The organism is Bradyrhizobium sp. USDA 3256, assembly GCF_054058275.1.
The window spans coordinates 5,049,979-5,072,281 of record NZ_JBSSAE010000002.1; the positions used below are offsets into that span (position 1 = coordinate 5,049,979).

24 protein-coding genes are annotated in these 22,303 nt (G+C 64.9%); 6 read left to right on the forward strand and 18 right to left on the reverse strand.

Annotated elements, in window-relative coordinates:
- Nucleotides 1-23 precede the first annotated feature (23 nt).
- The 4 genes from ACVWY5_RS25860 to ACVWY5_RS25875 form a co-directional block, all read right to left on the reverse strand.
- Nucleotides 24-296 carry a DUF3551 domain-containing protein gene (locus tag ACVWY5_RS25860; protein WP_016844297.1) on the reverse strand — a complete coding sequence of 91 codons (273 nt, stop codon included), beginning with the start codon at nucleotides 294-296 and terminating at the stop codon, nucleotides 24-26.
- Nucleotides 297-411: 115 nt separating this feature from the next.
- A complete protein-coding gene (locus ACVWY5_RS25865) occupies nucleotides 412-684 on the reverse strand; it encodes a DUF3551 domain-containing protein (RefSeq protein WP_028332461.1) in 273 nt (90 codons plus the stop codon).
- 39 nt (nucleotides 685-723) lie between these two features.
- Nucleotides 724-1,434 (reverse strand): hypothetical protein, encoded by a 711-nt coding sequence (locus ACVWY5_RS25870; RefSeq protein WP_244482231.1) that lies wholly within the window; start codon nucleotides 1,432-1,434, stop codon nucleotides 724-726.
- Nucleotides 1,435-1,546: 112 nt separating this feature from the next.
- Nucleotides 1,547-2,383: a hypothetical protein gene (locus ACVWY5_RS25875; RefSeq protein WP_026193124.1), complete on the reverse strand. Its 837-nt coding sequence runs from the start codon at nucleotides 2,381-2,383 to the stop codon at nucleotides 1,547-1,549.
- A 230-nt stretch (nucleotides 2,384-2,613) separates the two neighbouring features.
- Here ACVWY5_RS25875 and ACVWY5_RS25880 point away from each other — a divergent pair, with 230 nt between their 5' ends.
- The 3 genes from ACVWY5_RS25880 (at nucleotide 2,614) to ACVWY5_RS25890 (ending at nucleotide 5,321) form a co-directional block, all read left to right on the forward strand.
- Complete coding sequence (locus ACVWY5_RS25880; protein ID WP_016844293.1) at nucleotides 2,614-2,829, forward strand: hypothetical protein; 216 nt, start codon at nucleotides 2,614-2,616, stop codon at nucleotides 2,827-2,829.
- Between the two features lie 147 nt (nucleotides 2,830-2,976).
- Nucleotides 2,977-3,765 carry an ATP-binding cassette domain-containing protein gene (locus tag ACVWY5_RS25885; RefSeq protein WP_028332463.1) on the forward strand — a complete coding sequence of 263 codons (789 nt, stop codon included), beginning with the start codon at nucleotides 2,977-2,979 and terminating at the stop codon, nucleotides 3,763-3,765.
- Nucleotides 3,762-5,321 carry an ABC transporter permease/substrate-binding protein gene (locus tag ACVWY5_RS25890; RefSeq protein WP_028332464.1) on the forward strand — a complete coding sequence of 520 codons (1,560 nt, stop codon included), beginning with the start codon at nucleotides 3,762-3,764 and terminating at the stop codon, nucleotides 5,319-5,321. The genes ACVWY5_RS25885 and ACVWY5_RS25890 overlap by 4 nt, the downstream gene beginning before the upstream one ends.
- Before the next feature lie 18 nt (nucleotides 5,322-5,339).
- On the opposite strand, the gene ACVWY5_RS25895 is transcribed toward ACVWY5_RS25890, so the two are convergent.
- From ACVWY5_RS25895 to ACVWY5_RS25915, 5 genes are all read right to left on the reverse strand, one after another.
- Entirely contained in the window at nucleotides 5,340-6,302 is a 963-nt protein-coding gene (locus ACVWY5_RS25895) for an ABC transporter permease (RefSeq protein ID WP_028332465.1), read from the reverse strand.
- The gene (locus ACVWY5_RS25900) at nucleotides 6,292-7,278 is read right to left on the reverse strand and encodes an ABC transporter ATP-binding protein (protein WP_028332466.1); all 987 of its coding nucleotides are present in this window, start codon (nucleotides 7,276-7,278) and stop codon (nucleotides 6,292-6,294) included. Before ACVWY5_RS25900 ends, ACVWY5_RS25895 begins: the two co-directional genes overlap by 11 nt.
- A complete protein-coding gene (locus ACVWY5_RS25905) occupies nucleotides 7,275-8,453 on the reverse strand; it encodes an NEW3 domain-containing protein (RefSeq protein ID WP_028332467.1) in 1,179 nt (392 codons plus the stop codon). Before ACVWY5_RS25905 ends, ACVWY5_RS25900 begins: the two co-directional genes overlap by 4 nt.
- Before the next feature lie 294 nt (nucleotides 8,454-8,747).
- A complete protein-coding gene (locus ACVWY5_RS25910; RefSeq protein ID WP_028332468.1) occupies nucleotides 8,748-10,460 on the reverse strand; it encodes a sulfatase-like hydrolase/transferase in 1,713 nt (570 codons plus the stop codon).
- A 171-nt stretch (nucleotides 10,461-10,631) separates the two neighbouring features.
- On the reverse strand, nucleotides 10,632-11,345 hold the full coding sequence (locus ACVWY5_RS25915) for a TetR/AcrR family transcriptional regulator (protein WP_028332469.1): 714 nt from the start codon (nucleotides 11,343-11,345) through the stop codon (nucleotides 10,632-10,634).
- A gap of 107 nt (nucleotides 11,346-11,452) precedes the next feature.
- On the opposite strand from ACVWY5_RS25915, the gene ACVWY5_RS25920 reads away from it, so the two are divergent.
- Nucleotides 11,453-12,073 (forward strand): hypothetical protein, encoded by a 621-nt coding sequence (locus ACVWY5_RS25920; RefSeq protein WP_028332470.1) that lies wholly within the window; start codon nucleotides 11,453-11,455, stop codon nucleotides 12,071-12,073.
- Nucleotides 12,074-12,085: 12 nt separating this feature from the next.
- On the opposite strand, the gene ACVWY5_RS25925 is transcribed toward ACVWY5_RS25920, so the two are convergent.
- A complete protein-coding gene (locus ACVWY5_RS25925; protein WP_028332471.1) occupies nucleotides 12,086-12,319 on the reverse strand; it encodes a hypothetical protein in 234 nt (77 codons plus the stop codon).
- Nucleotides 12,320-12,347: 28 nt separating this feature from the next.
- Nucleotides 12,348-12,749 (reverse strand): lysozyme inhibitor LprI family protein, encoded by a 402-nt coding sequence (locus ACVWY5_RS25930; RefSeq protein WP_321176611.1) that lies wholly within the window; start codon nucleotides 12,747-12,749, stop codon nucleotides 12,348-12,350.
- Nucleotides 12,750-12,885: 136 nt separating this feature from the next.
- Here ACVWY5_RS25930 and ACVWY5_RS25935 point away from each other — a divergent pair, with 136 nt between their 5' ends.
- Together ACVWY5_RS25935 and ACVWY5_RS25940 are read left to right on the forward strand one after the other, a co-directional pair.
- Nucleotides 12,886-13,905, forward strand: a complete 1,020-nt coding sequence (locus ACVWY5_RS25935) for an adenylate/guanylate cyclase domain-containing protein (RefSeq protein ID WP_028332473.1) — start codon at nucleotides 12,886-12,888, stop codon at nucleotides 13,903-13,905.
- A 193-nt stretch (nucleotides 13,906-14,098) separates the two neighbouring features.
- Complete coding sequence (locus ACVWY5_RS25940; protein WP_028332474.1) at nucleotides 14,099-15,205, forward strand: DUF2336 domain-containing protein; 1,107 nt, start codon at nucleotides 14,099-14,101, stop codon at nucleotides 15,203-15,205.
- A gap of 102 nt (nucleotides 15,206-15,307) precedes the next feature.
- Here ACVWY5_RS25940 and ilvC read toward each other — a convergent pair whose 3' ends face one another.
- The 7 genes from ilvC to ACVWY5_RS25975 form a co-directional block, all read right to left on the reverse strand.
- Entirely contained in the window at nucleotides 15,308-16,327 is a 1,020-nt protein-coding gene (gene ilvC / locus ACVWY5_RS25945; RefSeq protein WP_018272993.1) for a ketol-acid reductoisomerase, read from the reverse strand.
- A 150-nt stretch (nucleotides 16,328-16,477) separates the two neighbouring features.
- On the reverse strand, nucleotides 16,478-17,086 hold the full coding sequence (locus ACVWY5_RS25950) for a LysE family translocator (protein ID WP_028332475.1): 609 nt from the start codon (nucleotides 17,084-17,086) through the stop codon (nucleotides 16,478-16,480).
- A 7-nt stretch (nucleotides 17,087-17,093) separates the two neighbouring features.
- Nucleotides 17,094-17,969, reverse strand: coding sequence for an EamA family transporter (locus tag ACVWY5_RS25955; protein ID WP_028332476.1), 876 nt, complete (start codon nucleotides 17,967-17,969; stop codon nucleotides 17,094-17,096).
- A gap of 35 nt (nucleotides 17,970-18,004) precedes the next feature.
- Complete coding sequence (locus ACVWY5_RS25960) at nucleotides 18,005-18,700, reverse strand: class I SAM-dependent methyltransferase (RefSeq protein WP_028332477.1); 696 nt, start codon at nucleotides 18,698-18,700, stop codon at nucleotides 18,005-18,007.
- Between the two features lie 3 nt (nucleotides 18,701-18,703).
- The gene (gene ilvN / locus ACVWY5_RS25965; protein ID WP_016841057.1) at nucleotides 18,704-19,246 is read right to left on the reverse strand and encodes an acetolactate synthase small subunit; all 543 of its coding nucleotides are present in this window, start codon (nucleotides 19,244-19,246) and stop codon (nucleotides 18,704-18,706) included.
- Nucleotides 19,247-19,267: 21 nt separating this feature from the next.
- Nucleotides 19,268-20,254 (reverse strand): threonine dehydratase, encoded by a 987-nt coding sequence (locus tag ACVWY5_RS25970; RefSeq protein ID WP_028332478.1) that lies wholly within the window; start codon nucleotides 20,252-20,254, stop codon nucleotides 19,268-19,270.
- Between the two features lie 16 nt (nucleotides 20,255-20,270).
- Entirely contained in the window at nucleotides 20,271-22,046 is a 1,776-nt protein-coding gene (locus tag ACVWY5_RS25975) for an acetolactate synthase 3 large subunit (RefSeq protein WP_028332479.1), read from the reverse strand.
- Between the last annotated feature and the right edge of the window lie 257 nt (nucleotides 22,047-22,303).

Sequence of the window (22,303 nt, forward strand, 5' to 3'; positions counted from 1 at the left end):
GGGACGAGTTTCGCGGGCCCGCCTCACTGAACGGGATGGCGTCCGCGGCGCACCGGACGTTCCGGGGGTGGTGGCGGAGGAGCGAAGAAGGGATTGACGATGCACATCGCAGAGAGACCCGATGCCGTTGCCTGACACTGCGGGATCGAGGTGTAGCTGCAATCGATGTGGTCTCCGGCCATCGGCCCGTTATAGAGATGCAAACAGACCGGATAGTTCGGATCATAGGCCTGTCCGGCGGCAGGTCGGGCCAGCGCGACCGCGAACGCGGCGATCGCGAAAAGTTTCAGGCGCATCGGATTCTCCTTATTGCTCGGACCGTTTCCTCACAACTGCCGGAGTTAGTCAACCGCACTGGGGACACGACGGCCATACAGTCTTGAGCGACGGCAGGCGACAAGCCTGAGCGCGCTAGTTGGCGGACTGGCGTTGTCGCTGCCCCCGTTGCTTTGGCGGCTTCTTCGGACCTTTGTAGAACGGATTGACCGAACACGTCGCGGAGCGCCCCGAGGCCGTCGCCTGACACTGCGGAAGCGACGTGTAGCTGCAATCGATATACTCGGGCGTCAGCCTCCCGCCATAGACTTCCAGGCACACCGGATAGTTCGGATCGTACATCTGTGCGGCGGCCGGCCCAGCGATGCAAACGCCGACGGCTGCGATGATGGTGAGTTTCAAACGCATCGAATTCTCCTCAAGCCTCGTCCGGAACGCAGGGCACGGCTATCGTTGCTCGTCGGCCGGCTTGCCGTCGCCCTCACCGAGGCAGCGGATCATGAAGGCCGTCGTGTCCCGCGGCAGCACTTGCGCAGCGCGCGCCTTGAGACGGCATTCGAGCTGCGCGATCTGGCGCGCCCGCTGCCGTTCGGACGGCAGCGTCGATTGCCGCAACCGGCGCAACGTCATCGGCGAACCGTCCGATTCGAAGCTCAGCTCGTATTTCTTGCCGTTCTGGTCGGTTGCGGCGCAGGTGATGGTGGACACCTGCCGCGTGATGAAGCTTCCGACCTGGCGGCACGAGCCCGTCGACATCTCGACCAGCGGCACCGGCAGACCATCCACTCGCGGGCGGTCGCTGGACTTCAGCAACATGCGGTCGACCGCGAGCTCGAACAGATTGTCTTGGGTGCGCTCGGTGCTCTCGCCGGAGAACGAGATGATGTGGCTCTTGTCGGCGGGATCGTCGAGCACCACGGTGAATTCGGAGCGGCCGCGCAGGGTGTGGAAATAGGCGACTGCCTTGCAGGTGTAGCTGCGGCCTGCGACGGAGACATTGCGGCAAGTGCCGGACATCAACGCGTACAGATCGACGTCGTAGACCGGACCGGCGGCAACGGCCAGCGCCGGCCAGCAGAGGACGGCAGCCGCAATCAATTGAGCGAAACGGGATATCATGCTGAAGCGGTCGAAAACACGGTCGCTGGAGGGGTCCATGGCGCAAGGTCGCTGATTTCCACGGACTGTGCAACGACGAAGCAGGCCTAAATGTGGACACCACGCGAACGGCTGGGGAACGCAGCACAATCCGTGCTGAAAGGCCGCGGCGTCAGATTTGCGGGCCGGACAGCGTCACCTCGCGCTCGGCGCGGAACACGTTGCTATAGAGGTTCGCGATCCACTGGCGGCCGCTTGCCGTCATGTTCAGGCAGTTGATGGCGCCCTGAATGTGCGGCGCAACCATGTTCCAGTAGAATTGCGGATAGCGGTCGACGATATCGGCTGGCGACTCATAGCCGAGCTGGCGGTTGATGCCGACCTCCTCGAACTCGTGATAGAGCGCGTTGGCCTTCCTGATGTAGTTGGGATCGCCGAGCTGACCGATGAAATCGGCCGCCCGGACGATCGACGCCTCATCGTCATATTGCTGACCTTCGGGCGCCGGAAACCGCGTGCCCTCGATGTTGCGCGCGACGCGCTCGCGATCAAGTGGAAGGACGGCCTCGAGCCTGTCGAGCACATACAGCTTCGAGCGGTCGACATGATACGGCATCAGGCCGGCATCCGACGAGCCACGCGGCAGCACCACCTTGTTGCCGGAGGCATCAATGACGTAACCATCAGGTCCATCGCCCTTCAAAAGACCGCGCACATAGCCGATGTCGTGAGTCAGGCAGGCGATGATGGTGTGGGTGTAATCCTCGGCGGTAACGTGGGTGTGCAGCGCGCGGCCGCGGATGATGTCATGCCCGGCGAGCGTGACCAGCATCGTGTGCTCGACATTGTGGTAGAGCGCGTCGCTGTTGCCGATGCATTCCAACGCGATGCGCGCGGCGGCTGGCAGGAGTTCGCCGAAGCGCGCCTGCGAAGCGCCGAAGGTGCGGCTGACATGCGTGGCGAGAAACTTCTCCAAAGCACCTGCCGCCAACTCAGGTAACGTCATCATCGATGCAGCCCCCGACCGCGCAACGTTCCTCGCTCGCCCCGATCTCACGCCGTAGTTGGGCAGCGACTATAGCGTATCTACGGGCGTGCGGCTACGCGCTGACGGGCGTGACGATTCGCTCCGGCCGTACTTTCCCAGTCTTGTCGGCTGCGACACCAAAGCTGCTGATAGTGGCATGAACCCTGCATGATTCGGGTCAGACCGGGTTAACCCCACTGATAAAGGCCGTCATGCTCGTTACGCTCGTCGCCATCCTCTGCAATGCTCAACTCTGCATGGAAAAGGTCGTAACCACGAGTGACCAATCCGGCATCACCATGGGCGCCTGCGCAGTGAATGCGCAGATCGGTATCGCCGATTGGCTCGCCAAGGGGCCGTATCACGAATGGCACCTGCAGAGCTATAAATGCATCATGGGCAAGTACGTACCCAAGAACGAAGTGTGATGTGTGCTCACAGCCCCGGACGGGGCTGATCCGCTTCGACCGGAACAGCCTGCGAAACCACCGCGCAGGCGCCCGCGCCTCGAGTCAAAGTCCAATTTATGGGCTATCACTGTCGTTAACGACGGTGAGACATGAGGTCGCCCTGGAATGCCCGCAACGCCGCTGATTGCCTATGCGCATGTCGGCAAGAGTTTTGACAGTGGTCGCGTGGTGGCGGTCGACGACGTCTCGCTTGACGTGGCCGAGGGTGAATTCCTGGCGATTGTCGGCGGCTCGGGCTCCGGCAAGACGACGCTGCTGAGGCTCGCCAATCGCCTGATCGAAGCCGACCAAGGCCGGATCGCGGTCGAGGGTGAGGATGTCAGCCGCATCGACCCGATCCTGCTGCGGCGCCGCATCGGCTATGTCTTCCAGAGCGGTGGGCTGTTTCCGCATCTGTCCGTCGCCGGCAACATCGGCATCACGCCACATCTGCTCGGCTGGACGCAGGCGGAGATCTCGGCGCGGGTCGATGAACTGCTCGACCTTGTGCGGCTCGACTGCTCACAATATCGCGAGCGTATGCCGCACGAACTCTCCGGCGGCCAGCGTCAACGTATAGGCGTCGCGCGTGCGCTGGCCGCGAAGCCGCGCATCGTGCTGATGGACGAGCCGTTCGGCGCACTCGATCCGCTCACCCGCGACGCGCTCGGCGACGATTATCGAACGCTGCACCGCGAGCTCGGCCTGACCACGGTCATGATCACCCACGACATGACCGAGGCGTTGCTGCTGGCCGATCGTGTCGCGGTGATGCGCGGCGGCAGGCTGCTGGCCCAGGGCACGCCGGCGGAACTCTCGGCCAGCACCGATGGCTATGTCGGTGAACTGATGCGCACGCCGCGCCGGCAGGCGGAACGCCTGGGCGCCTTGCTGCCGCGGGGCGACACGGCATGACTCTATCAGCCGATCCGCGCTGGAGCGAGGCGCTTTCCCATCTGCCCGACTATCTCGGCAATCATGTGCGGGTCAGCGTCGCCGCGCTTGCGCTCGGGCTCCTGATCAGCCTGCCGCTTGCGATCATCGCTCGTAACCGGCCGGTGCTGCGCACGACGTTGCTCGGGCTTGCCAGCATCGTGCAGACCGTGCCCGGTCTCGCGCTGCTCGCGTTGTTCTATCCGCTGCTGCTGGCGCTCGCCGCGTTGACGGCGGCGTGGCTCGGCTTCAGCTTCTCCGCCTTCGGCTTCCTGCCCGCCGTGCTGGCGCTCGCGCTCTATTCGATGCTGCCGGTGTTGCGCAACACCATCACCGGTCTGTCGGGGGTCGATCCGGCGGTGCTGGAAGCCGCCCAGGGCGTCGGCATGACGCCGCGGCAATCGCTCACCATGGTCGAGCTGCCGCTGGCGCTACCGGTGATGATGGCTGGAATCCGCACCGCGGCGGTATGGGTGATCGGCACCGCCACCTTGTCGACGCCCATCGGCCAGACCAGCCTCGGCAACTACATCTTCGCGGGCCTGCAGACCCAGAACTGGGTGTTCGTGCTGTTCGGCTGCTTCGCCGCAGCCGTGCTCGCGCTTGTGGTTGACCAATTGCTGGCGCTGATCGAGAACGGCCTGCGCAATCGCAGCCGCATCCGGACTGCGTTCGGCGGGCTCGGTATTGCCGCCCTGATCGCGGCGACCCTGGTGCCCGCGATCGCGCGTCCGCATGCGGGCATCGTGGTCGGCGCCAAGACGTTTACCGAGCAATATGTGCTGTCGGCGTTGATCGCGCAGCGGCTGCAAGCGGCCGGCCTTCCGGCCACGACCCGCGCCGGCCTCGGCTCCAACGTGATCTTCGACGCGCTCACGGCCGGCGATATCGATGTCTATGTCGACTATTCCGGAACGCTGTGGGCCAACCAGTTCCACCACACCGACATCAAGCCCCGCGCCGAGCTGTTGGGCGAGTTGCAGATGACGCTGGCAAAGCAAGACATCACGCTGTTCGGCGAGCTCGGTTTTGAGAATGCCTATACGCTGGTGATGCCGAGAAAGCGCGCCGAAGAGCTCGGCATCCATTCGATCGCCGACCTCGCGTCACGCGCCGCGACGATGTCGATCGCCGGCGACTATGAATTCTTCTCGCGGCCGGAATGGGCCGGCATCCAGAAGGCTTATGGGCTGACGTTCCGCGCCCAGCGTCAGATGCAGCCGGATTTCATGTATGCGGCGGTTGCCTCCGGCGAGGTCGACGTGATCGCGGGCTACACCAGCGACGGACTGATCGCGAAATACGATCTTGTCACGCTCGAGGACAACAGGCACGCCATCCCGCCCTATGACGCCATCGTCCTGCTGTCGCCAAAGCGGCGCGACGACGAGGCCCTCAAGGCGGCGCTGCGGCCGCTGCTCGGCAAGATCGATATCGCCGGGATGCGCGAGGCGAATTTGCGCGCGTCGGGCAACGACGCATCATCGTCGCCCGACGCCGTGGCGCGCTGGCTGTGGGACCAGATTGGGCCGCGTTGAACGGCCGCGCTCTCCGCCTCAGGCCCTGACCTCCTGGCGCTGGAACAGAACGTAGCCGGCGACGAACAACACGATGGTGCAGGCGATCAGGCCGACCGTCTGCGGCCAGGCGATCATCACGCTCTGGCCGAACGGCAACGGGGCACCCATCACGGCGCCGCGGATCTGATCGAGGAACACCGGGCCGAGCGTGCGCGTGGTCGGCGACAGCACCGCGAGCATCGCCTCGCCAAACAGGTCATTGGGCGAGAACCGCTGCAGCAGCTGGATCCAGATCGCCGTGCCCGGCGTATCGAGGCCGAGCGCTGCAAAACGTGGATCGGGCGGCACGATGGCCTGCGCGATCACCGGCGCCAGCATCGGCCACAACACGGTCAGGAACAACCAGATGCCGAGCGCCACCAATGCCGCGGTCGCCGGCGAGCGGAATACGATCGAGAGCAGCATTGCGAGCGACAGCCAGACCCCGGCATAGAAGATCGCAATCACCAGGAAGGCCAGCGAGCGGGCGATCTCCTCGCCGCCCGGCGGCACGCCGAGGAAGATCAGGCCGAGGCCGATCACCAGCAGCCACAGCGCGGTGAGGCTGATCGCGATCGTCGCGAGCCCGGCGAGATATTTGCCGAGCAGCAGCGCGTCGCGATAGATCGGCTGCGCCAGGATCCGCGACAGCGTGCGCCGGTTGTGCTCGCTGTTGATCAGGTCGAAGCCGAGCCCGATCGCCATCAGCGGGATCAGGAAGCCGAGGATGGCGACAAAGGACGGCAGCGGCGCCTGGCTCACCGTGAACAGCCGCAACAGCAGGAATGGATCCTCCGCGGTATTCTGGCGGAGCGCGGCGATCGCCTCATAGAGCGCCGCCATCGCGGTCAGCACGATCAGAAGCTCGAGCATCAGCATGCGGACGCTCGAGATGTTGTCCGACAGCTCTTTGACGAAAACGGCACCGACGCCCTGGAATGCTGAACCCTCACGCCGCATCGCGCACGCCTCCTGACGGGGTGGCCTGGAAGGTGCGAGCGTAGATCGCCTCGAGGCTCGGCTCGTCGACCGAGAGCCGTCGCAGCGCGCCGTTGGACGCGACTACCGCGCGCGCGGCATCGGCCCGGACGTCGCGGTCGGCGGTCATGCGGAACCGGTCATCGGCGAGCGTCTCGACATTGCCGACGCCCGGGATCGCGGCGAGCCGCCGCGCAATGCCCGCGCCGTCGGCTTCGACCTCGACGACGAAGCCCGCGCCCAGCACCTGAACCGAGAGCTCGGCCACCGAACCCATCATCGCGATCTTCCCGGCTCGGAACAACGCGACGCGATCGCAGACCCGCTGCACCTGGTCGAGCATATGCGACGACAGCAGTACGGTGACGCCCTCGGCCTTCAACTCCCTGATCAGGTCGAGGAATTCAATCGTCGCCTGCGGGTCGAGACCCGAAGTCGGCTCGTCGAGGATGGCGATCTCGGCCCGCTTGACGATGATCTCGGCAAGCCCGAGCCGCTGCCGCATGCCGCGCGAAAACGTTGCGACGCGTTTGTCGGCGACGTCAAGCAGGCGTACGCGGGTGAGCGCCGCCGCGATCCGCCGCGAGCGTTCGGCTATCGATAGGCCCATCAGCTTGGCGGCGTAAGCGAGGTTCTCCACCGCGGTCAGGTGATCGTAGAAGCCGACGGCATCGGGCAGATAGCCGACCCGCCGCTTGACCTGCAACGGCTGCCGCGCCGGATCGAAGCCGAGCACGCTGACCCGGCCGGCCGAGATCTCGGTGAGCCCGAGCATCATCAGAATGGTCGTGGTCTTGCCGGCGCCATTCGGACCGAGCAACCCGAACACCTCGCCCTTGGCGATGTCGAAATTGATGGCGTCGACGACGCTGGTCTTGCCGTAGCGCTTGGTGAGATCGCGTGCCGCGATGACGGTTTCGGGCCGTGTTGCAGCACTGTTGTTCTGCCGCTCGCTCATCGCCGTCCGAACCTCGCAACCGCACCCAGCATCAACAGCAGCGCGACGCCGATCACGCCGGCACCGGCCATGCCCCAGACGGTAGAAGTGCTCACCGTGACGCGGAACTGGCTCGACGCCGTCTCGCCGCGCGAGGTAGCGCGCATCGCGAGCTGGTAGTCGCCGGCGAGCGACTTGTCGCTCGGCGTCACCAGCGCCTGAACCTCGGTGTCCCTGCCGGGCACCAGCCGCTCGATCCTGGCGGGCTGGAACGTGACCTTCCAGCCGCTCGGCGCCGTCGCGGCGAGCTCGATGTTGTCGGCCGGCGCGGTGCCGGTGTTGGTGACGACGACCGGAATCGTGCTCTGCTCGGCGGCGACCGCACGCGCGCTCAACAGCCCGTCGCGGCCGGAGAGCTGAAGCTGCGGCTGGCCCGCGACATCGAGCGCCACCTCGGTCTGCGCCGAGGCATCCTCGGCGTTGACGGTGACCTTGACCGGGAAATGCCCGGCATCAATCGCGCTCGGCGGCCGCACCTTGAGCTTGATGTCCTTGGACTGTCCGGCCTCGATCGGGATCGACGACAATTCCTGTGTGCCATAGGCCTCGGTAAACGAGGTCTCGAAGTTCTGCGGCGCAGCCGCGGCGAAGCTTGCGACCAGGTTGCGGCCGCTGTCGTTCTTGATGGTCAGCGTGTATTCGAAATTCGATTTTGGGCTGCCGCGCAATTCGGGAAGTTTCGACGTCACCGTCAGCTTTGCCGGCAACTCCTTGGCGAGCGCGACCACGATCGGCAACGTCGCCTCGCTGCCCTGCCCTTCGGCCCTCACCGTCAAGGTCTGCTCGGCGAGCGAAGCGTTGGCGGGCACGTCGAGCCGGAGTTGCAGCGGCACGCTGGAGTCGGGCGCCGGCATCGCGGCCGCGACCGGCTGGCCGCCGCCGAGCAGCGTCGCGGTCCAGCCGCTCGGCACGCCCTCGACTGATAGCTTGTAGCGCTGCGGGCCGAGATCGTAATTCTGCAGACGCAGCGAGATGTTGGAGGTGGTGCCGGGCCTGATGGTGACGGCCGGATAGTCCGTCATCATGTAGAGCCCCTTGATGTCGTGCGGCGGCTCCGCGGCGGAGACTGAGGGAATGGCAAGGGGAATAGCAAGTCCGAAGGCGGCGACAAGGCGCGCAACATCGAGCGCTCGCATGGGCAAACACTCCTGCAAGAAGGGCGGGATTGGCTGACTTGACGCTGCGCGCTGATGAACACCGTGGCAGCGGCGCGACAGATCATCGCAACAATCGTGACGAAATCTCGGCGGCGTAATTACAAATGAGTAATGCGCGCGGTTTCGCGTGACGACCTTCGTCTACCGACGTTAGTCTAGTTCACGATGCGATCGCTGTGATGTGCGGAGCGGTCGTCGCAGGGAGCTCGCAGCGCAGTTGCGATTGGCGACAATGGATTGCTTCCGCCTTAGCCCGAAGGCCGCGAAGCATGCTCAAAGTCCCTTGATGATCCCCGCGTCGATCAACAGGCGGTTGAAGCGGCGCGCTTCTGCGCCGTCCTTGCAGGAATAGAATGCGCCGTTGCAGCGAAGCATGATCGCCTTCTGCTCCTCGAACGACGGATCGAGCGGAATGCCGGCAGCTTCCTGAATCACCAGCGGCAAATACGCTGCGTCGATCGTGTCCATCACCGCCGGGCTCTTCACAGGTTCGAAGTTGACGGCGTCGATCGCATAGTAGGTCGCGTAGTAACGCGGATCGTAATCCATCAGCTTCTTGCCGATGCCGGCCTCGTCGAGATCGGGATCGAGCAGCTGCGGCGAGAATTCCGGCTGATGATCGCCGTAACGCACGATCAGGAAAGGCTGCGCCGGAAACTTCTTCTTCAGCGCCGCGACGAAGCCGGCATAGTCGTTGGCGCTCATCGCCTGCCGGCGCAGATATTCGTCGACCGCGGGCGTGTTGCCCGGCCGCTTCCACGACGGCAGCAACTCGGGATGGAATTTGGTTTCCCAGGGGAAATGATTGGCGGCGAGATAGACGAAGGCGAACAGCGGCGTGCCTGACGTCTTCTGCTCGGCCATCAGCTTCAGCGCCTTGTCGTAGAAGAAGCTGTCGGGCTCGACATCCTTCGCATGCAGATCATGCGCGTCATAAAAGTGCTGGATGCCGGTCGTGGTCTGGAAGTTGCGCGCGCTCATGAAGGCGCCGAACGCGGGATAGAGCGAGAGCGTGTCGTAGCCGCAGCGACGCAGCGCCAACGGCAGGCCGCGCTCCACGCGTCCCGATGCGATGCGAGTGACGAAATAGGAGAACCGGCCGAACGAGCGCGAGGACAATCCCGCAAGCACGTTGTACTCGGTGAACCAGCTCGGTCCGCCATTGCTCTCGGCGAGGAATTTGCGCTCGACGCCGTCATAGGACTTGAACTGGCTGCCATAGCCCGGCGGCACCTTGACGCCGGAGGCGGCGCGGATGTCGAAACTCGATTCATCATGGATCATGACGATGTTCGGCCGCCGCCCGGCGGGATGGCAGGCATCGACCAGGGGCATCTTGAGCTGATCGCTCGCGGTCGGATCCGACTCCATGAAGCCATAGGCGACGAAATCGGATACCGCGGTCACGCCGGAGCGCGCGAACTTCGAGAGGTAGCCGTCGTCGTAATAGCCGCGCCAGGCCTCGTCCGGCCAGGCGAAGGCATAGCCCGAGAGCGCTGCGGTGCAGGCGAGGCAGGCCGCCGCAGCCGGCAGGCGGCGGATGCGGAACGGATCGAGCCACCATAGCGCGTACATCAGGGGCAGCGTGACGAGGCCGGCGCCGATGATCGACCAGCGCAGGCTCGGGAAGATCGTCAGCAGGAACGCCGCGGTGTCGCGGTCGATCACCATCAGGTCGACGAAGTTCGCGGTCATCTGCACCACGTCGTGCTTGAACCGCGACAGCAGCACCAAGACCACGACCAGTGTCAGCGACAGAGCGCCCGACAGCGCCGGCCGGCGCAGCAGCGCGATGAACAGGAAGTTCAGGATTCCCCAGGTGAGCAGGAAGCAAAGCCGCGAGCCGAAATCGGTCTCGGTGCGCAGCATCAGGATCAGCGCGCCGAAATGCGGTGCCGCGACCGCCATCAACCGCCAGATGCCAAGCGCGGCAAGACCGCCGGCCAGTGCGGCAACGGAGGAGTTTTGCTGAGGCGCGGGCGCCATGGGCGGGACGCAATACAACCCGGCGCAATGCCACCGCCTTGACTGGCAACGGCCAGGAGGCATGCGGCACAGCCGGTGTCTGCGCCGCGTCACAAAACCGTAATTGAATCGTCATGAACGCGCAATGAATTTGCCTGCCCAGGCCTGGCCGCGGCAAGCAGCGCGCGTGCGTTAAACCTTGGCGGCCGGCGCGGCGTCGCTCGCGATACCGGCGATGAACAGGTCGACGATGTCGGCAGCCATCTGCTCGACCTCCGCATCGCCGACACCCCAGCGCGGCAAATGGCCGTCGATGTGCATCCGCGCGAAGCCATAGACCAACGCGCGGCCGGCGATCTGGACCTGCCTGAGGTCGCGCGTCCCGAGTTGGCCGGCTGAAAATGCCTCCGCCAGCGTGCGCTCGGTCAGGCCGATCAACTCGGCATTGTCGCTGGAGACGGCGGCCGAGCGGTCGTGGTCGAAGAAGCGGCGGCTGCGGCTGGAGATGATCTCGAAATGGGTCGGGTTCTTCATCGCCCAGCGCAGATAGGCGATCCCGAGATAGCGGAAGCGGCCAAGTGGATCGCCTGACGGCGCCTCGGCCAGCGCCGCCTCGATCTCGGCGCGAAAGCGGCGTTGCGCCTCCTCCGCCACCGCATTCATCAGGGCGTCTCGGCTCGGGAAATGCCGGAACGGCGCGCCCGGCGAGACCCCAGCGCGGCGCGCGGCCTCGCGCACGCTGACCGCCTCCGGCCCGCCCTCGCCGACCAGTTGCATGGCGGCATCGATCAGGACCCGGCGGAGGTCGCCGTGGTGGTACGGCCTGGCCACCTGCGCCCGCGTCGCGACCGGACGCGGCTTGGCGGGCCGGCGGCCGGCGGGCGGGCTTTTGGCGGGGCGGCGCATGGCGATCCTTTAGCATCACCCGCTTGTGAATGTAAGCGATGATTACACAGATTGACCGCGCGCGGGCACGAAATGTAACTGGTGATTACATAAATGGGAGGTGGGATATGGCGACGCATCGCAACTGGTTCGAGGGCTGGCGGCTGTTTGGCCTGCTCACGCTCACCCTGATCGGGCTTTCGATCTGGATCGCCGCGATGCGGCAGTTCGAGGTCGAGGGCGTTTGGATGGTGATCCGTTTCACGGCGCGGACCTCGCTTTTGTTCTTCTGCCTTGCCTTCTCGGCGGCGGCGCTCGCGCGGCTGTGGCCGAACGCCTGGACGCACTGGCAGCGCCGCAACCGCCGTTATTTGGGCGTCACCTTCGCGGCCTCGCACGCCATCCATGCGGTCGCGATCGCAGCCTTCGCGATGCTCGATCCGCCCGGCTTTGCGGCCGCGACCTCGATCGTCTCTTACGTCTTCGGCGGTATGGGCTATCTCGCCATCATCGCGCTGACCGCGACTTCGTTCGATCGCACGGCTGCACTGCTCGGCCCGCGCGCCTGGCGCAGGCTGCATCCGATCGGCGGCTATTATCTGCTGCTGCAGTTCATGGTCTCGTTCGGCAAGCGGATTCCCGAGATGCCACTCTACGCGCTATTCCTCGTGCCGCTCGCTGCGGTGTTCGCGCTCAGGATGATCAGCATGGCCGGCCGGCCCGCGCCGCGTCAGGCACAGGCGAGCTGAGATCAAGCCGCCTCACACCAGGTGAAACTTGCGGCCAAGCTGGCGATGAACCGACAGCACCGCACGATCGACGTCGCTGATCAGGCTGTCGCCGAGCACGACGTTCGGAATCTCCCAGTTGCGTCCGATCTGCGCATCGGGCAGCGCGGCGATCGCCGGCACGCGCGCGGTTTCGCAGCCGGGTTGGGCGCGCAGCGCCTCCTCGGCAAGCTGGGTCAATTCGTCCTGGCTTTTTCCATCAGTCATGACCTCGGTCCTGACTCCGGAAGATGGCTCACTGATGGCCAAGATTCTCCAGTTCCTTAGCGCGGGCTTCGGTCATGCTGCGCATGCATTCGCCGGCATCGAGCCGGGCGATAGTGCCCTCGCCGAGGTCGTAATACAGGCAGTTGGCATCACGATACTGGATCCATAGCCGCTGCGCGGTGCGCAGCTGTTCGCGCTGCTTGTCGTCGGCGACATCCTTCAACGCCTTCTGGTAGGCGACGTTCATCCGCTTGTCCCACTGCGCGGTCTTGGCCTTGAGGCATTCGACCATCTGGTAGGTGCCGCCGTCGCAGGATGGCTCGCCAACGCTCTGATCGCCGGCGCGGGCAACCGGCGCGGTGAAGGCGATGGAGACGGCCGTCAGAACGGCCATGAGCCCGCACGCGCCTGTCGTGACAGCCGATGTCATGCCACTTTCCCTGTTCGATCGATCCTGTCGTCGCAGCATACATGAGTGCCGCCGCCATGCATCCCGTCCACCGCCGGCCGCGCCGCGGCTGGCCTTCCCGGTCCGCGCAGGATATTTCATATGCATGGAGGGGACCATGCGGCGCGCCGTGACGCCTGTGATCGTCTTGGCGGTGTTCGGCCTGCTCGTCGGTGGGCTGTTTCGCTATGCTTTCGATGAGTCCGACGAGGCCTCCGTCTCGAATTATGTGCGCAGCGCCCTCGACGGCGCAGCCCTCACGGTGATCGTCTGGGCGACGCATCTCTATCTGGCCGCACGTGGTGGCTGGCTGCGACGGCAATCACTCATCGTCGAGCTGATCGGCCGCTCTGTGATCCTCGCCGTCATCGTTGCGGCCGCCGCGATCATGCTGGAAATCGTGCTTTACGGGCATGGGCTCGAAGCCAAGTGGATGCGCGAAACCTTCCTGAAGATCATTGGCGTCGGCCTGCTGCTGTCGATCCCGATCACGACGATCTACGAGTTGGTCCGGATGATCGGCGGGCATACGCTGCTCAGCATCGTGCTCGGACGCTATCGGCAGCCGGTGCGCGAGGAGCGCGTGCTGCTGTTCCTCGACCTGATCGGCTCGACGACGCTAGCGGAATCGATGGGCGAGCTGCGCGTGCAGGAATTGCTGACGCGATTCTTCTTCGACATCGACGAGCCGATCGTGTCGCACGGCGGCGAAGTCCACGCCTATGTCGGCGACGAAGTGATTGTGACATGGCCGGTCAATGCCGACGGACGTTCGCGGCGGTATCTCGATTGCGTGTTCGCGATCGAGGATCGCCTCGCCAAGCGGGCCGATCAATATCGCAAGGAGTTCGGCGTGGTGCCCGCGTTTCGGGCCGGGATGCATGCCGGTCCGGTCGTCATCGCGGAATGCGGGGACTCGCGGCGGCAGATCGCCTATTTCGGCGACACCGTGAACGTCACGGCGCGGCTGCAGGCGCATTGCAAGGAGGCCGGCCGTCCCGTGCTGGTATCGGGCAACCTGCTCCGCCTGCTGCCGCTGGACCGGGATTTAGTCGTCGAGCCGCTCGGCTCGACGCAATTGCGCGGACGTGCTGCGTCGATCGACATCTTTTCCGTCGCGCGGCGCGTATCGTCCTGAACAATCTCTTAAAATGTATCGGCATCAGCTTCCGCCGAGCCGAAAGCGCGCATTGAATCGAGTCCGGTCGCAGCCTGTTAAGGATGCGACGCACACCGTATTTGCACCGGGTTCCACCTTAACGCGGGTGTAAGACCGCGCCCCGCATGGTGCGCAAGCAGGTGTCATTCAACAAAAACAAGGTTGCCCATCGATGGCGCAACAGGCGTCACAATCGATTATTGCCGAACTCGAGGATGCGGTCCGGGACGGGACATCAGCCAAGCGCGTGCAGACGTTGCGGCAGGTCACCGATCTGTTCCTGAACGACGGCGACCGCCTCAACGATGAACAGGTCAAGGTGTTCGACGACGTGCTCTGCCTCTTGGTTGCGCGCGTCGAGACCCGTGCGCGGGCCGAGCTCAGCAAGCGGCTCGCACCGCTCGACTATGCGCCGTTTGAGGTGATTCAGCACCTCGCCTGGGACGACGATATCAGCGTCGCCGGCGACGTACTGACCCACTCCAGCCGCCTCACGAACGAGGCGCTGCGCGAGATCGCGAGCAGCAAGGGCCAGGACCACCTGTTCGCGATCTCCGCGCGGGAAAACCTGCCGCCTTCCGTCACCGACGTGATCATCGACCGCGGCGAGGACAAGGTGATCCGGCGTCTCGCCAAGAACGCCGGCGCGCAGTTCTCCGACAACGGCTATTCCAGCATCGTCGCCCGCGCCGAAGGCGACGACGAGCTGGTCGAGATCCTCGGGCTGCGCATCGACATTCCGGCCAAGCTGCTGCGCGACCTGCTGCAGCGCGCCAAGGATACGGTGCGCGCCCGCCTGCTCTCGATCGCGTCGCCCAGGGCGCGCGAAGAGATCAGCCAGGTGCTGAACGACATCGCCCAGGAAGAGGCCGCGGCGCCGCGCCGCAACTACGGCATCGCCGAAGAGCTGGTCAAGCTGATGAAGCAGCTGAACGAGCTCGACGATGCGGCCGTCTACAAGTTCGCCGAAGCGGGCAAGCTCGACGAGGTCACAGTCGCGCTCGCCGTGCTCAACGACATGCCGATCGCGATGATCGAACGCCTGATGCTCGGCCTTCGCTCCGACCTGATCCTGATCCCGTGCCGCTCGGCGCGGCTCAACTGGCCGACGGTCGAAAGCATCCTGCGCAAGCGGCCGCTGCCGCTGCCGCTCGATAATGCGACGCTCGAGATCGCGCAGCGCGATTACCGCCGGCTCTCGCTTGAAACCGCGCAGCGCACGGTGCGGTTCTGGCAACTGCACAACAGGATCGAGAAGCAGCCGATGGCCGCCGGCTAGCGGCCCCTGCGCCATTGTGAAAAAGAAAAAGGGTGGGCAACGCGCCCACCCTTTTTACTTTTGGCATGCAGGGCAAGCGAACCGCTCTCACCCCGCAATCTCTTAGTTCTTGCTCTTGTCGACCAGCGCGCCCTTCTTGATCCAGGGCATCATGTCGCGCAGCTTGGCGCCGACTTCCTCGATCGGGTGCGCGGCGAGCTTGGCGCGGGTCGCCTTGAACGAGGTCTGGTTGACCTTGTTCTCCAGCATCCAGTCGCGGGCGAACTTGCCGCCCTGGATGTCGGCCAGCACGCGCTTCATCTCCGCCTTGGTCTCGGCCGTGACGATGCGCGGACCGGTGACGTACTCGCCGTATTCGGCGGTGTTGGAGATCGAGTAGTTCATGTTGGCGATGCCGCCTTCATAGATCAGGTCGACGATCAGCTTCACTTCGTGCAGGCACTCGAAATAGGCCATCTCGGGCGCGTAGCCGGCCTCGACCAGGGTTTCGTAGCCGCCCTTGATCAGCTCGACCAGGCCGCCGCAGAGCACCACCTGCTCGCCGAACAGGTCGGTCTCGCACTCTTCCTTGAAGGTGGTCTCGATGATGCCGGCGCGGCCGCCGCCGATCGCCGAGGCATAGCTGAGGCCGAGGTCATGGGCGTTGCCCGACGAGTCCTTGGCGATCGCGATCAGGCAGGGCACGCCGCCGCCGCGCTGATATTCCGAGCGCACGGTGTGGCCGGGGCCCTTCGGCGCGATCATCAGCACGTCGAGGTCGGCGCGCGGATCGAGCAGGTTGAAGTGCACGTTGAGACCGTGGGCGAACACGAGCGCTGCGCCCTTCTTCATGTTGTCGTGCAGGTGCTCGCGATAGATGTCGCCCTGCAGTTCGTCCGGGGTCAGCATCATGACGAGGTCGGCCCACTTGGCGGCTTCGGCGACTTCCATCACCTTGAAGCCGGCGTTCTCGGCCTTCTTGGCCGAGGCCGAACCCTTGCGCAACGCAATCGCCACTTCCTTGACGCCTGAATCCTTCAGGTTCAGCGCGTGGGCGTGGCCCTGGCTGCCGTAGCCGACGATGGCGACCTTTTTGCCCTTGATCAGGTTCAGGTCGGCATCGCGATCGTAGTAAACTCGCATCGTGGTTTCCTCGTTTGAAGGGGGCCAAAATCGGCCGATGAATCAGGCTTTCGGAAGGTCAGAACCGCCGGGCGCCCGCGAATTTCCGGCGTTGTCTAGAGCATTTTCCCCCTCAGGGGAAACCCTCATCTCGCATGGCGCGGTGCGGCATCATGCGTCCATGAAGACCGGGTAGAGCGAGGCCAGCAGCAGGATGGCCATCACCACATTGAAGGCGCGGATCGCCCGGGGCGAGGTCAGGATCGGCCGCAAGGCGCTCCCGAACAGCGCCCAGACGACGCAGGACACCGTGCCCAGGACAAGGCTCAGGCCGACCTGGATCGCGATGTTCCAGGGAAAAGCGGCAATCGCCGCATAGGCCGTGATGGTGCCGATCACCATCACCCAGCCCTTGGCATTGATCCACTGGAACATGGCGGCGCCCCAGAACGTCATCGGGCCGCGGCCGCCCCTGTCGTCCTTGTCCGCCGAGGGCGGCTCGGCCATGGCGATGACGGCTGCGAGATAGATCAGGTAGGCGACGCCGCCATATTTCAGAATCGTCTGCAGCACCGGATAGGCGATGAAGACGGTCCCCAGCCCGACGCCGACCGCGCCGACCATGAAGGCGAAGCCGACCGTGATGCCGGCCATATGGGGCACCGTACGGCGGAAGCCGTAGGTCAGCCCCGACGACAGCAGCATGATGTTGTTGGGGCCCGGCGTGAAGAACATCACGACGGCGAACACGACAAAGGCAAACAGCAGCGAATTCGACATGGCGCCCTCACGCGACTTTCGGCAGAGCTTTTGGCCGCTTCGACAGCAGCATCACGGCGATGCCGGCGATCACGGTGACCATGCCGGCCAGCCGCAGCGGCCCGAATGTCTCGCCGAACACGATGCTCGACGCGGCGGAGCCGACGAACGGCACCAGCAGCGCGAACGGCACCACTTGCGCCGCCGGATAATCCCGCAGCAGCCGGCCCCACAGCCAGTAGGCGATGCTGGTCGAGATGCCGCCGAGGCAGAGCATGCAGACGAGCCCGGCCAGCGACATATGGGTCAGCGCATGCCAGGTCGGCTGAGGGCCGTTCGTGATCAAGGTCAGCACCGCAAGCGGCACCGCGGCGGATAGGCACAGCCAGGCGAACAGATCGAACATCGGCGCGCCGTTCGCCTGCCGCAGCAGAAGATTGCCGATCGCGAAGCTGATCGGGCAGATCATGATGATCGCAAATGCGGCGACGCTGAAGTCGTAGCCGACCGTCCCGCAGATCATCAGCAGGCCGAGCGCGGCGATCGCGATGCCGATCGCCTGGGTCCGCGTCGGGATTTCCCCGAAAGCCACGGCGGCGAAGGCGATGGTGAACAGCGCCTGGCTCTGCACGATCACGCTGGAAAGCCCGACCGGAACGCCATGCGCGATCGCAAAGGCCTGTGCGAGGAACTGGCCGAGGAACAGCGTGGCGCTGATCGCGATCAGAAGCGGCCAGGAAACGCGGGGTTTGCGCAGGAATAGGCACGGCAGCGCGGCGATGGCGAAGCGCAGCGTCGTCATCAGTTCCGGCGAGAACTCATCGAGAGCGATCCGGCTTGCGACGAACGCAAGCCCCCAGATCACCGCGACCATGACGGCGATGCCAACATCGGCCGGCTTCATTGTTGTTCTTCTTTTGCTTCCGTTTCGGTCGGGATCTAGATCTGTTCGTCGGGCTTCGGTTTGCGCAGCAGATAGGTGCCGTGCAGCGGCGCGTGGTAATCAACGGAGACCAGCGTGAAACCGGTCTCGGTCAGCATGCGCTCCATCACCCAGCCGAAGGTCGAGTATTCGTCGCGCATATGGGTGATCACGCTTTCGCGCTCGAAACCGTGATTCTTGATCGAGAAGTCGGCCCAACCTTCGACATCGCGATCGACACCGTCGGGCATGCCGACGAACACCATGTCGCGCAGATAGAAGTTCGCGCCGGGCTTCAACGCGTTGAAGATTCGCGACAGCGCCACTGCCTTCCAGAAGTCCGGCAGATGGTGCAGCGTGAACTCGCTGACGATGAGGTCGTAGGAATTCGGCTGGTAGGCGAACGACAGCAGGCCGGCCGGCTGGGTCCGGATCTTCGCCTTGCGGTCGCGCGCATAGATTTCGGCAAGCCCGATCATCGCCGGCGAGATGTCGATGGCGTCGACCTCGGCCCCCATCAACGCCGCCTCGGTGGCCAGCACGCCGTTGCCACAGCCGATATCGGCGATCCGCCAGCCCGGCTTGACGCCGAGCATGGTCAGCGCCTGGCGGGCACGGACATCGCTGTCCTCGCTGACGTCATAGATCGAGGCCACCGCGGTATCGAGACCGACCTGCCGCCGTTGCGTGTAGTACCAGTCGCGCGCCAACATGACTCACATCCCTTCCGGCCCACGCGTGATCGCGGCCACCCCGGTTCGTGACACCTCGACCAGGCCCAGCGGACGCATCAGGTCGATGAACTGACTGATCTTGGACGAATTGCCCGTGATCTCGAACACGAAGCTCTCGGTCGTGGCGTCGATCACCCGGGCGCGGAACGCGTCCGCCAGCCGCAGCGCCTCGACGCGGTGATCGCCACCGCCCCGCACCTTGACCATCGCAAGCTCGCGCTCGATCGAGCTGCCGGTCAGCGTCATGTCGACGACGCGGTAGACCGGGATCATGCGGTCGAGCTGATGCTTGATCTGCTGGATCACCATCGGCGTTCCGGTGGTGACGATCGTGATCCGCGAGAGATGTTTCTGGCTCTCGGTCTCCGAGACGGTGAGACTCTCGATGTTGTAGCCGCGGCCGGAGAACAGGCCGATCACGCGCGCGAGCACGCCGGGCTCGTTCTGCACGAGCACGGACAAAGTGTGCGTCTCGTTGGGATCGTGACGCTCTTCGAGGAAGTAGGCGGATGCGGGCTGGTTCATGGTCGTCCCCTTACATTCTGTTCACGCCACCGCCCGCTCGGCGGCCGGCGCAGCATCCGTTCCGATCCAGGTCCGGAACAGATCGAAATCGATATTGCCGCCGCTCAGGATCAGGCCGACCCGCTTGCCGGCGAGCCTGTTCTTTTCCTGCAGCGCGGCCGCGAGCGCCGCAGCGCCCGCGCCCTCGGCGAGATTGTGGGTGTCGGTCCAGTAGGCGCGGATCGCCTGCCCGACCTCGTCGTCGCTGACCTGCACGATGCGGGAGGCGCCCTTCTGGATCAGTGCGAACGCATCCGCGTCCGGAATCCGCGTCGCCATGCCGTCGGCAAGGGTGTTGCTGGTCTCGGTGGTGACGATCTTTCCGGCCGCAAACGACAGCGCGTAGGACGGCGCCTCGGTCGACTGTACGCCGACGATCTCGGTCTTCAGCCCAAGCAGGTCGCGCGCCATGATGCAGCCGCAGATGCCGGAGCCCTGCCCGATCGGCACATAGAGAATGTCGAGTTCGGGCGCGGTACGGAACAGCTCGAGCGCGTAGGTCGCGACACCCAGCACGAGGTCCGGGTGGAACGACGGCACCATGTGCAGGCCGGCGAATTGGGCGCGGCGCTCGGCCTCTTCCCGCGCGGCCTGGAAGTCGTCGCCGTGCTCGACGAGCTCGGCCCCGAACGCGTGCATGGCGCGGTTCTTCTCGACCGAGTTGCCGCGCGGCACGTAGATTGTCGCCGGCACACCGTGACGCCCTGCCGCGAACGCCAGGCTCTGGCCGTGATTGCCGCGCGTCGCCGAAATGATGCCGGGCACATCGGCGCGCTCGCGCTTCAGCCGCGCGAGATAGACCAGGCCGCCGCGCACCTTGAAGGCGCCGGTCGGCGTGTGGTTCTCATGCTTGACCACGACCTCGGTGCCGAGCCGCTCGGCCAGCAGCGGCCAGGCGTGCGCCGGCGTCGCCGGCACTGCGGTGCCGACGATCCGGTGCGCGCGCTCGAGCTCGTTGAGGTCAAACATGGAAGCCGCCCTCACCTCACACCAGCGCCTTGCCACCGGAGAAGGCCTTCGCGGTGGCCTCATCGGTCGCCTCTTCCGGCAGCAGCATCTCGTTATGCGCCTTGCCCGACGGGATCATCGGGAAGCAATTCTCCAGCGCGGCGACGCGGCAATCGAACAGCACCGGGCGCTTGATCGAGATCATCTCCTTGATCGCGCCGTCGAGATCGGACGGCTTGGTCGCCTGCAGGCCGACGCAGCCATAGGCGTCGGCGAGCTTGACGAAGTCCGGCAGCGCCTCGGAGTAGGAATGCGACAGGCGGTTGCCGTGCAGCAGCTGCTGCCATTGCCGCACCATGCCCATGTACTGGTTGTTCAGGATGAAGATCTTGATCGGCAGCTCGAACTGGACCGCCGTCGACATCTCCTGGATCGTCATCTGCACCGAGGCGTCGCCGGCGATGTCGATCACCAGGCTGTCCGGATGCGCCACCTGCACGCCGACCGCGGCCGGCAGGCCGTAGCCCATGGTGCCGAGACCGCCCGAGGTCATCCAGCGATGCGGCTCCTCGAAGCCGAAGAACTGCGCGGCCCACATCTGGTGCTGACCGACCTCGGTCGTGATGTAGGTGTCCTTGCCGCGGGTCAGCTCGAACAGGCGCTGGATCGCGTATTGCGGCAGGATGATATCGTTGTTCTTGCGGTAGGACAGCGAGTTTCGCGCGCGCCATTGCGCGATCTGCTGCCACCACGACTTGATGTCCGGCTTCTTGGCTTCCGCCTTGAACACCTGCAGCAAATCGCCAAGCACGTTGCCGGCGTCGCCGATGATCGGCACGTCGACGCGGATGTTCTTGTTGATCGAGGACGGATCGATGTCGATGTGGATCTTCTTCGAGCCCGGCGAGAACGCGTCGGTACGGCCGGTGATGCGGTCGTCGAAGCGCGCGCCGACGCACAGCATGACGTCGCAATCATGCATCGTCATGTTGGCCTCATAGGTGCCGTGCATGCCCAGCATGCCGAGCCAGTTCGGGCCCGAGGCGGGATAGGCGCCCAGCCCCATCAGGGTCGAGGTGATCGGAAAGCCGGTCGCCTCCACCAGCTGGCGCAGCAGTCTCGAGGCCTCGGGACCCGAATTGATCACGCCGCCGCCGGAATAGATCACTGGACGCTTTGCGTTGGCGAGCAGCGCCACCGCCTTGCGGATCTGGGTCGCGTCGCCCTTGACGCGCGGCGTGTAGGAGATGTGCACGTCCGACTTGCGCGGCGGATGGTAGGTGCCGGTCGCGAACTGCACGTCCTTCGGCACGTCGACCACGACCGGGCCGGGCCGGCCGGTGGTGGCGACATAGAAGGCCTCGTGCAGCACCCTGGCGAGGTCGTTGACGTCGCGGACCAGCCAATTGTGCTTGGTGGCGGGCCGCGTGATGCCGACCGTGTCGCACTCCTGGAAGGCGTCGTTGCCGATCAGGTGGGTCGGCACCTGGCCGGTGATGCAGACCAGCGGGATCGAATCCATCAGCGCGTCGGTCAGCGGCGTCACCATGTTGGTGGCGCCGGGGCCTGACGTCACCAGCACGACGCCGGGCTTGCCGGTCGAGCGCGCATAGCCTTCTGCGGCATGGCCGGCGCCCTGCTCGTGACGGACCAGAATGTGCTCGACCTCGCTCTGCTGGAAGATCTCATCGTAGATCGGAAGCACCGCACCGCCGGGATAGCCGAAGACATGCTGCACGCCGTGATCGATGAGCGCGCGCACGATCATCGCGGCGCCGGTCATCTGATTGGGATCGTGGCTCTTGTCGGTCATGGTTCGCTCCGGACGCGCTTGTTTTTGCGCGGCTTTTGTCAGTTCTCGTCAGTTCGGCTTCGGGCAATAAAAAGGGGCCCCAGAGGCCCCATGCACACCGCCCGAATTTGGATGGCCGCTAGCCATCCCCGGCGGTGTGCCTGGGTACGACGGCGATAAGCAGTTTGGTAATAATGTTGCGCACGAGACGACCCAGTCTTCCCAAAGGTTGCGCGAACATAGCGGCCAAAGCCTGAATGTCAAGGCAAGGCAAGCAT

Bases quoted from the DNA above. Each gene is read 5' to 3' on its own strand.
- ACVWY5_RS25915 (WP_028332469.1), bottom strand. From the start codon at position 11,345: ATGCGCCGCCCCGCCAAAAGCCCGCCCGCCGGCCGCCGGCCCGCCAAG.
- ACVWY5_RS25975 (WP_028332479.1), bottom strand. From the start codon at position 22,046: ATGACCGACAAGAGCCACGATCCCAATCAGATGACCGGCGCCGCGATG.
- ACVWY5_RS25895 (WP_028332465.1), bottom strand. From the start codon at position 6,302: ATGCGGCGTGAGGGTTCAGCATTCCAGGGCGTCGGTGCCGTTTTCGTC.
- ACVWY5_RS25930 (WP_321176611.1), bottom strand. From the start codon at position 12,749: ATGACATCGGCTGTCACGACAGGCGCGTGCGGGCTCATGGCCGTTCTG.
- ACVWY5_RS25865 (WP_028332461.1), bottom strand. From the start codon at position 684: ATGCGTTTGAAACTCACCATCATCGCAGCCGTCGGCGTTTGCATCGCT.
- ACVWY5_RS25905 (WP_028332467.1), bottom strand. From the start codon at position 8,453: ATGCGAGCGCTCGATGTTGCGCGCCTTGTCGCCGCCTTCGGACTTGCT.
- ACVWY5_RS25875 (WP_026193124.1), bottom strand. From the start codon at position 2,383: ATGATGACGTTACCTGAGTTGGCGGCAGGTGCTTTGGAGAAGTTTCTC.
- ACVWY5_RS25950 (WP_028332475.1), bottom strand. From the start codon at position 17,086: ATGTCGAATTCGCTGCTGTTTGCCTTTGTCGTGTTCGCCGTCGTGATG.
- ACVWY5_RS25970 (WP_028332478.1), bottom strand. From the start codon at position 20,254: ATGTTTGACCTCAACGAGCTCGAGCGCGCGCACCGGATCGTCGGCACC.
- ACVWY5_RS25920 (WP_028332470.1), top strand. From the start codon at position 11,453: ATGGCGACGCATCGCAACTGGTTCGAGGGCTGGCGGCTGTTTGGCCTG.
- ACVWY5_RS25870 (WP_244482231.1), bottom strand. From the start codon at position 1,434: ATGGACCCCTCCAGCGACCGTGTTTTCGACCGCTTCAGCATGATATCC.
- ACVWY5_RS25910 (WP_028332468.1), bottom strand. From the start codon at position 10,460: ATGGCGCCCGCGCCTCAGCAAAACTCCTCCGTTGCCGCACTGGCCGGC.
- ACVWY5_RS25960 (WP_028332477.1), bottom strand. From the start codon at position 18,700: ATGTTGGCGCGCGACTGGTACTACACGCAACGGCGGCAGGTCGGTCTC.
- ACVWY5_RS25955 (WP_028332476.1), bottom strand. From the start codon at position 17,969: ATGAAGCCGGCCGATGTTGGCATCGCCGTCATGGTCGCGGTGATCTGG.
- ACVWY5_RS25890 (WP_028332464.1), top strand. From the start codon at position 3,762: ATGACTCTATCAGCCGATCCGCGCTGGAGCGAGGCGCTTTCCCATCTG.
- ACVWY5_RS25900 (WP_028332466.1), bottom strand. From the start codon at position 7,278: ATGAGCGAGCGGCAGAACAACAGTGCTGCAACACGGCCCGAAACCGTC.
- ACVWY5_RS25860 (WP_016844297.1), bottom strand. From the start codon at position 296: ATGCGCCTGAAACTTTTCGCGATCGCCGCGTTCGCGGTCGCGCTGGCC.
- ACVWY5_RS25880 (WP_016844293.1), top strand. From the start codon at position 2,614: ATGCTCGTTACGCTCGTCGCCATCCTCTGCAATGCTCAACTCTGCATG.
- ACVWY5_RS25935 (WP_028332473.1), top strand. From the start codon at position 12,886: ATGCGGCGCGCCGTGACGCCTGTGATCGTCTTGGCGGTGTTCGGCCTG.
- ACVWY5_RS25885 (WP_028332463.1), top strand. From the start codon at position 2,977: ATGCCCGCAACGCCGCTGATTGCCTATGCGCATGTCGGCAAGAGTTTT.
- ilvN (WP_016841057.1), bottom strand. From the start codon at position 19,246: ATGAACCAGCCCGCATCCGCCTACTTCCTCGAAGAGCGTCACGATCCC.
- ilvC (WP_018272993.1), bottom strand. From the start codon at position 16,327: ATGCGAGTTTACTACGATCGCGATGCCGACCTGAACCTGATCAAGGGC.
- ACVWY5_RS25940 (WP_028332474.1), top strand. From the start codon at position 14,099: ATGGCGCAACAGGCGTCACAATCGATTATTGCCGAACTCGAGGATGCG.
- ACVWY5_RS25925 (WP_028332471.1), bottom strand. From the start codon at position 12,319: ATGACTGATGGAAAAAGCCAGGACGAATTGACCCAGCTTGCCGAGGAG.